The 5783-nt window shown below is 66.7% G+C and carries 4 protein-coding genes; all 4 read right to left on the bottom strand.

The window, feature by feature from the left end; all coding sequences use genetic code 11:
* Positions 1-135: 135 nt before the first annotated feature.
* Positions 136-1635, bottom strand: coding sequence for a phosphomannomutase/phosphoglucomutase (locus tag JQ617_RS39810; RefSeq protein WP_212031121.1), 1500 nt, complete (start codon positions 1633-1635; stop codon positions 136-138).
* Between the two features lie 205 nt (positions 1636-1840).
* Positions 1841-2353 (bottom strand): TIGR02281 family clan AA aspartic protease, encoded by a 513-nt coding sequence (locus tag JQ617_RS39815; RefSeq protein ID WP_212031122.1) that lies wholly within the window; start codon positions 2351-2353, stop codon positions 1841-1843.
* 353 nt (positions 2354-2706) lie between these two features.
* On the bottom strand, positions 2707-5181 hold the full coding sequence (hrpB, locus tag JQ617_RS39820; RefSeq protein WP_212031123.1) for an ATP-dependent helicase HrpB: 2475 nt from the start codon (positions 5179-5181) through the stop codon (positions 2707-2709).
* 138 nt (positions 5182-5319) lie between these two features.
* The coding region (locus JQ617_RS39825) for a UDP binding domain-containing protein (protein ID WP_212031124.1) at positions 5320-5783 on the bottom strand (464 nt) is incomplete at its 5' end.

Below are 5783 nucleotides of genomic sequence, written 5' to 3' on the forward strand. Positions count from 1 at the left end.
TCGCCTTGACCGGCGAGCACGATGCCGCACTCTTGCCCCTGATCGACCTCTTGACGAACATCACGGTAGATGCCCCGCCTGCGCGGGGCATGACAGTGGAGAGAAAGGCATGGATCACGCCTTCCTCAAATCACCTCAAATCGTCTGATTATACGCGCCGACCTCGGGATGCGTGCGCAGCACGCTGTTCACCATCTCGAACATGTCGTGCATGCGCTGCTCGGAGACCGGGCTCTCGACCACGACGACGAGCTCGGGCTTGTTGGAGGAGGCGCGCACCAGGCCCCAGCTGCCGTCCTCGACCGTGACGCGCACGCCGTTGACGGTGACGAGATCGCGGATCGACTGTCCCCCAATCTTGGCGCCCTTGGCCTGCAGGCCCTCGAAGTGCTTCACCACTTTGTCGATGACGCCGTATTTGGTCTCGTCGGCGCAATGCGGCGACATGGTCGGCGACGACCAGGTCTTCGGCAGCGCGTCCTTCAGATCGGCCATCGACTTGCCGGGCGCGCGATCGAGCATGTCGCAGATCGCGATCGCGGAGACGAGGCCGTCGTCATAGCCGCGGCCATAGGGCTTGTTGAAGAAGAAGTGGCCGGACTTCTCGAAGCCGGCGAGCGCGCCGGTCTCATTGGTGCGGCGCTTCATGTAGGAATGGCCGGTCTTCCAATAGGCAGTTTTTGCGCCCTGCTTCTGCAGCACGGGATCGGTGATGAAGAGACCAGTCGACTTCACGTCGACGATGAACTGCGCGTCCTTGTGGATCGCCGACATGTCGCGCGCCAGCATCACGCCGACCTTGTCGGCGAAGATCTCCTCGCCGGTGTTGTCGACGACGCCGCAGCGGTCGCCGTCGCCGTCGAAGCCGAGCCCGACATCGGCCTTGTGATGCAGCACCGCATCGCGGATCGCGTGCAGCATCTCCATGTCTTCCGGATTCGGATTGTATTTCGGGAAGGTGTGGTCGAGCTCGGTGTCGAGCGGGATCACCTCGCAGCCGATCGCTTCCAGCACCTGCGGCGCGAATGCGCCGGCGGTGCCGTTGCCGCAGGCCGCGACGACCTTGAGCTTGCGCTTGAGCTTCGGACGATTGGTGAGGTCGGCGATATAGCGCGCGGGGTAGTTCTCGTGGAACTGGTAGGCGCCGCCGGCCTTGTTCTTGAACTCGGCGTTGAGGACGATCTCCTTCAGCCGCGTCATCTCGTCGGGGCCGAAGGTCAGCGGGCGGTTGGCGCCCATCTTCACCCCGGTCCAGCCATTGTCGTTGTGCGAGGCCGTGACCATGGCGACGCAGGGCACGTCGAGGTCGAACTGCGCGAAATAGGCCATCGGCGTCACGGCGAGGCCGATGTCATGCACCTTGCAGCCGGCCGCCATCAGGCCGGAGATCAGCGCGTATTTGATCGAGGCCGAATAGCCGCGGAAGTCGTGACCGGTGACGATCTCCTGCTTGACGCCGAGCTCCGCGATCAGCGCGCCCAGCCCCATGCCGAGCGCCTGCACACCCATCAGGTTGATCTCCTTCTGGAACAACCAGCGCGCGTCGTATTCGCGGAAACCGGTGGGCTTCACCATCGGCTCGGACTCGAAGGCATAGGTATTGGGCAGCAAGACGGATTTCGGCTTGGGAAACATTGAGACGGTCTCGTGAAAGGGCAGGAATTGATGCAGCCTTAGCGAATGCCGGGCCACAGCGGAAGGCAGGAATGAAGGCTTATGGCCGATAATTGCGGCAGTTTGGTAACGGCCGACAGCGGCCTGCGCGAGAGTTTCGCCCGCCGTCCAACACAATTCGTGCGAATGACCGTTCGCCGGCCCGATCAGCGGCTGGCGAAGCCGCTTACTGCTCCAGCACCATCTGGCCGTTGGCGTATTCGAAGCGTTTCAGGCGGGAGAGGAAGGAGAGACCAAGCAGGTTTTCCGACAGCGCCTCGTCCGGCAGCACCATGGCATCCACGTCGCGCACGATGAGGCCGCCGACATCGAGCATGGCGATGCGGGTGCGGGCGACCTTGATGGTGCCGTTGGCGGTGGAGACGGTGGCGTTGTATTCGCTGCGCGAGGGACGGAGACCAAAGCGGACGGCCGATTTTTCGTTCAGCGCGACGACGGAGGCACCGGTGTCGATCATGAAGCCGATGCGCTGACCGTCGATCCGGCCTTCGGTCTGGAAATGCCCGCGGCCGTCACGGGAGATGGCGAGGCTGCGGCTCCCGGCCGGCGCCGTGGTTGCCATCGCGACCGTCGTGCGCGGAGCCGACGTGGCCGACGCCGAGCTCATCCTGTCCGCCATCTGTGCCATGAATGTGCCGAGGCCGATCATGATGGCCGCGAAGATCATAATGTTACGCATCACACCACTTCCGAGCCGGAAAGCCCGATTTCACCACGCGACACGCCCGGTCGCGAGCGAAGCCGCGGCCAGGGCGCCGCTATTTTGACGAAAAGGATGAGTGAACGGTTAATGCGACGGACCTGCTTGCGGCTGGGCAATCGCATATGAGGCGTGTGCAAGGGGGCACCGACAGTCACCACAGCGTCATGGCCGGGCTTGTCCCGGCCATCCACCCTTTCGACGCAGCACAAAGAACGTGGATGCCCGGGCCTTCGCCTCGCCGAAGCGGCTTCGGCCGCGCAGGCGGGACAAGCCCGGGCATGACGACCTCGTATGAACTGTTCAAGTGCGCATACGAGGGAGAAGGCAGTTCACGTCCCGCGCGGCTTTGCGCGCCGGGTCGGCAGCGCGCTCGCGGGATCGTCCGGCCAGGGATGGCGCGGGTAGCGGCCGCGCAGGTCCGAGCGCACCGCCGCGTAGCTGCCGCGCCAGAAGCCGGGCAGGTCGCGCGTGACCTGCACCGGGCGCTGCGCCGGCGACAACAATTCCAGCACCAGCGGCACCTTGCCGGCGGCGATCGACGGATGGGTGTTGAGGCCGAACAATTCCTGCAGCCGTACCGCAATCGTCGGCCCCTGCTCGGCCTCGTAGTCGATCGCGAGCACGCTTCCCGTCGGTGCCTCGAAATGCGTCGGCGCCTCGCGGTCGAGCCGCGCGCGCATCTCCCAAGGCAACAGCGCCATCAGCGCGTCCGAGAGATCGCCGGGTGAGATGTCCTTCAGCGCGATCTTGTCGTAGAGCGCCGGCACCAGCCAATCGTCGCGCCGCGCGATCAAGCCGTCGTCGGACAGATCCGGCCAACTGTCGCCCTCGGCCTTGCGCAGGAACATCACGCGGTCGCGCCACTGCTTGGCGGCTTTCGACCACGGCAGCCGGTCGAGGCCTGCCGCAATCAGCCCGTCGGCGAAGATGCGCGCGGTGTCCTCCGAAGGCGACACGGCAAGCGTCGCCTCGGACAGCGTGATCGCATGCAGTACGCGCTTGCGCCGCGCGCGCAGCGCCATCGCGCCGCGGTCGAACGTGATCTCGTCGGCACTCTCAATATGCTCGGCGAAATGGCGTTCGATCTCGCCCTCGGTGATCTGCGCGGCGAGCAGGATGCGCCCGCTTGCCGCCGTTCCCGTCATCTCGCCGATCGCGATATAGGGTGCGCGGGCGAGCGACGACGTCTGCTCGACCGCGGCGCCGCGGCCGTTGGCCAGGACAAAACTGCCATTGCCGCGATTGCGCGCGACACGATCCGGAAAGGCGTAGGCCAGCATCAGGCCGGTGGAGAGATCGTCCTGCTGCCCGGCCTTCTCCGAGGCCGCCACCTGCGAGGCCCAGCGCCGCGCCAGATCGCGCGCGCTCGCGGCACGCGGCGAGCGATCGCGGCGGAACTGGTCGCGGCGGTGCTCGAGATCAACGCTGTCGCCGCCCAGCCCGCGCTCGGTGATGATGGCCGCAATCTCGGCGGCCGCCTCGCCCTCGCCGGCGCGATGCGAATCCACGATCATGCGCGCCAGCCGCGGCGGCAGCGCCAGCGCGCGCAGGCTCTTGCCTTCCGCGGTGATGCGGCCGTCGCCGTCGAGCGCGTTGAGCTCGGACAGCAGGCTCTTGGCTTCCTTCCATGCTGGCGCGGGCGGCGGATCGAGGAACGACAGCGCGCCGGGATCGGCAACGCCCCATTGCGCGAGATCGAGCACGAGCGAGGACAGGTCGGCGCTGAGGATTTCCGGCTGGGTATAGGGCGCGAGCGAGGCCGTCTGCGGCTCGTCCCAGAGCCGGTAGCAGATGCCGGGCTCGGTACGGCCGGCGCGGCCGCGGCGCTGGTCCACCGCCGCGCGCGCGGCACGCACGGTCTCGAGCCGCGTCAACCCGATGTCGGGCTCATAGCGCGGCACGCGGGCGAGCCCGGAATCGACCACGATGCGCACGCCCTCAATGGTGAGCGAGGTCTCCGCGATCGAGGTCGCCAGCACGACCTTCCGCATGCCCTTGGGTGCAGGAGAAATGGCGCGGTCCTGCACGGCGGCGTCGAGCGCGCCGAACAGCGGCACGATCTCGATCGAGGCATCCTGCACGCGTTCGCTGAGGAAATTCTGGGTGCGGCGAATCTCGGCCGCGCCCGGCAGGAACGCCAGCACCGAGCCGCTGTCGGCGCGGAGCGCGGACGCGATGGCATCGGCCATCTGCCGCTCGATCGGCGCATCGGCCTTGCGGCCGAGATAGCGCGTCTCGACCGGAAAGGCGCGGCCCTCGCTCTCGACGACGGGCGCTTCGCCCAGCAATTTTGCCACGCGCGCGCCGTCGAGCGTCGCCGACATCACGAGGATGCGCAAATCCTCGCGCAGGCCCGTTTGCGCGTCGCGCGCCAGCGCGAGGCCCATGTCGGCGTCGAGCGAACGCTCGTGGAATTCGTCGAACAGGATGGCGGCAACGCCCGACATTTCGGGATCGTCGAGGATCTGACGGGTGAAGATGCCTTCGGTCACCACCTCGATGCGCGTCGCGCGCGAAATCTTCGAGCCGAAGCGGACACGGTAGCCGACTGTTTCGCCGGCACGCTCGCCGAGCGATTTGGCCATGCGGTCGGCGCTCGCGCGGGCCGCGATACGGCGCGGCTCCAGCACGATGATCTTCTTGCCCTTGGCCCAGGGCGCATCGAGCAGCGCCAGCGGCACGCGCGTGGTCTTGCCGGCGCCCGGCGGCGCCACCAGCACGGCCGCGTTATGCGCCTCCAGCGTGCGCGAGAGGTCGTCGAGCACGGCATCGATGGGGAGGGGCGTGTCGAAGGTGCGGGGCAAGGGCTCGATCCGTCATCACCGCGCCGTGCGCGATCGCGCACCGGGCGAATGATCCAGTAAACTCAGATCCCGATCATCACGAAGATCGGGAATACTGGATACCCCGCCTTCGCGGGGTATGACAATCGTGTGTCGCTATCAGCCCTGCGCCGACGGACGGCCGACGCTCTCATAGGTGAAGCCGGCGGCGCGCATGTCTTCGGGGCTGTAGATGTTGCGGAGGTCGACGACGACGGGCTGTGCCATGACGCTCTTCAGCCGGTCGAGATCGAGACCGCGGAACTGCACCCATTCGGTGACGACGACCAGCGCGTCCGCGCCTTGCGCGCAGGAATAGGCATCCTCGCAATAAATGATGTTGGGCAGCTCACCCTTGGCCTGCTCCATGCCCACGGGGTCGAACGCCTTCACCTTCGCGCCCATGTCGATGAGGCCCGTGACGAGCGGGATCGACGGCGCATCGCGCATGTCGTCGGTGTCGGGCTTGAAGGTGAGGCCGAGCACGCCGATGGTCTTGCCGCGCAAGCCGCCGCCGAGCGCCTGGCTCACCTTGCGGGCCATCGCACGCTTGCGGTTCTCGTTGACCGCCAGCACGGATTCGA

Source organism: Bradyrhizobium sp. KB893862 SZCCT0404 (genome assembly GCF_018130885.1).
GTDB lineage: Bacteria > Pseudomonadota > Alphaproteobacteria > Rhizobiales > Xanthobacteraceae > Bradyrhizobium > Bradyrhizobium stylosanthis.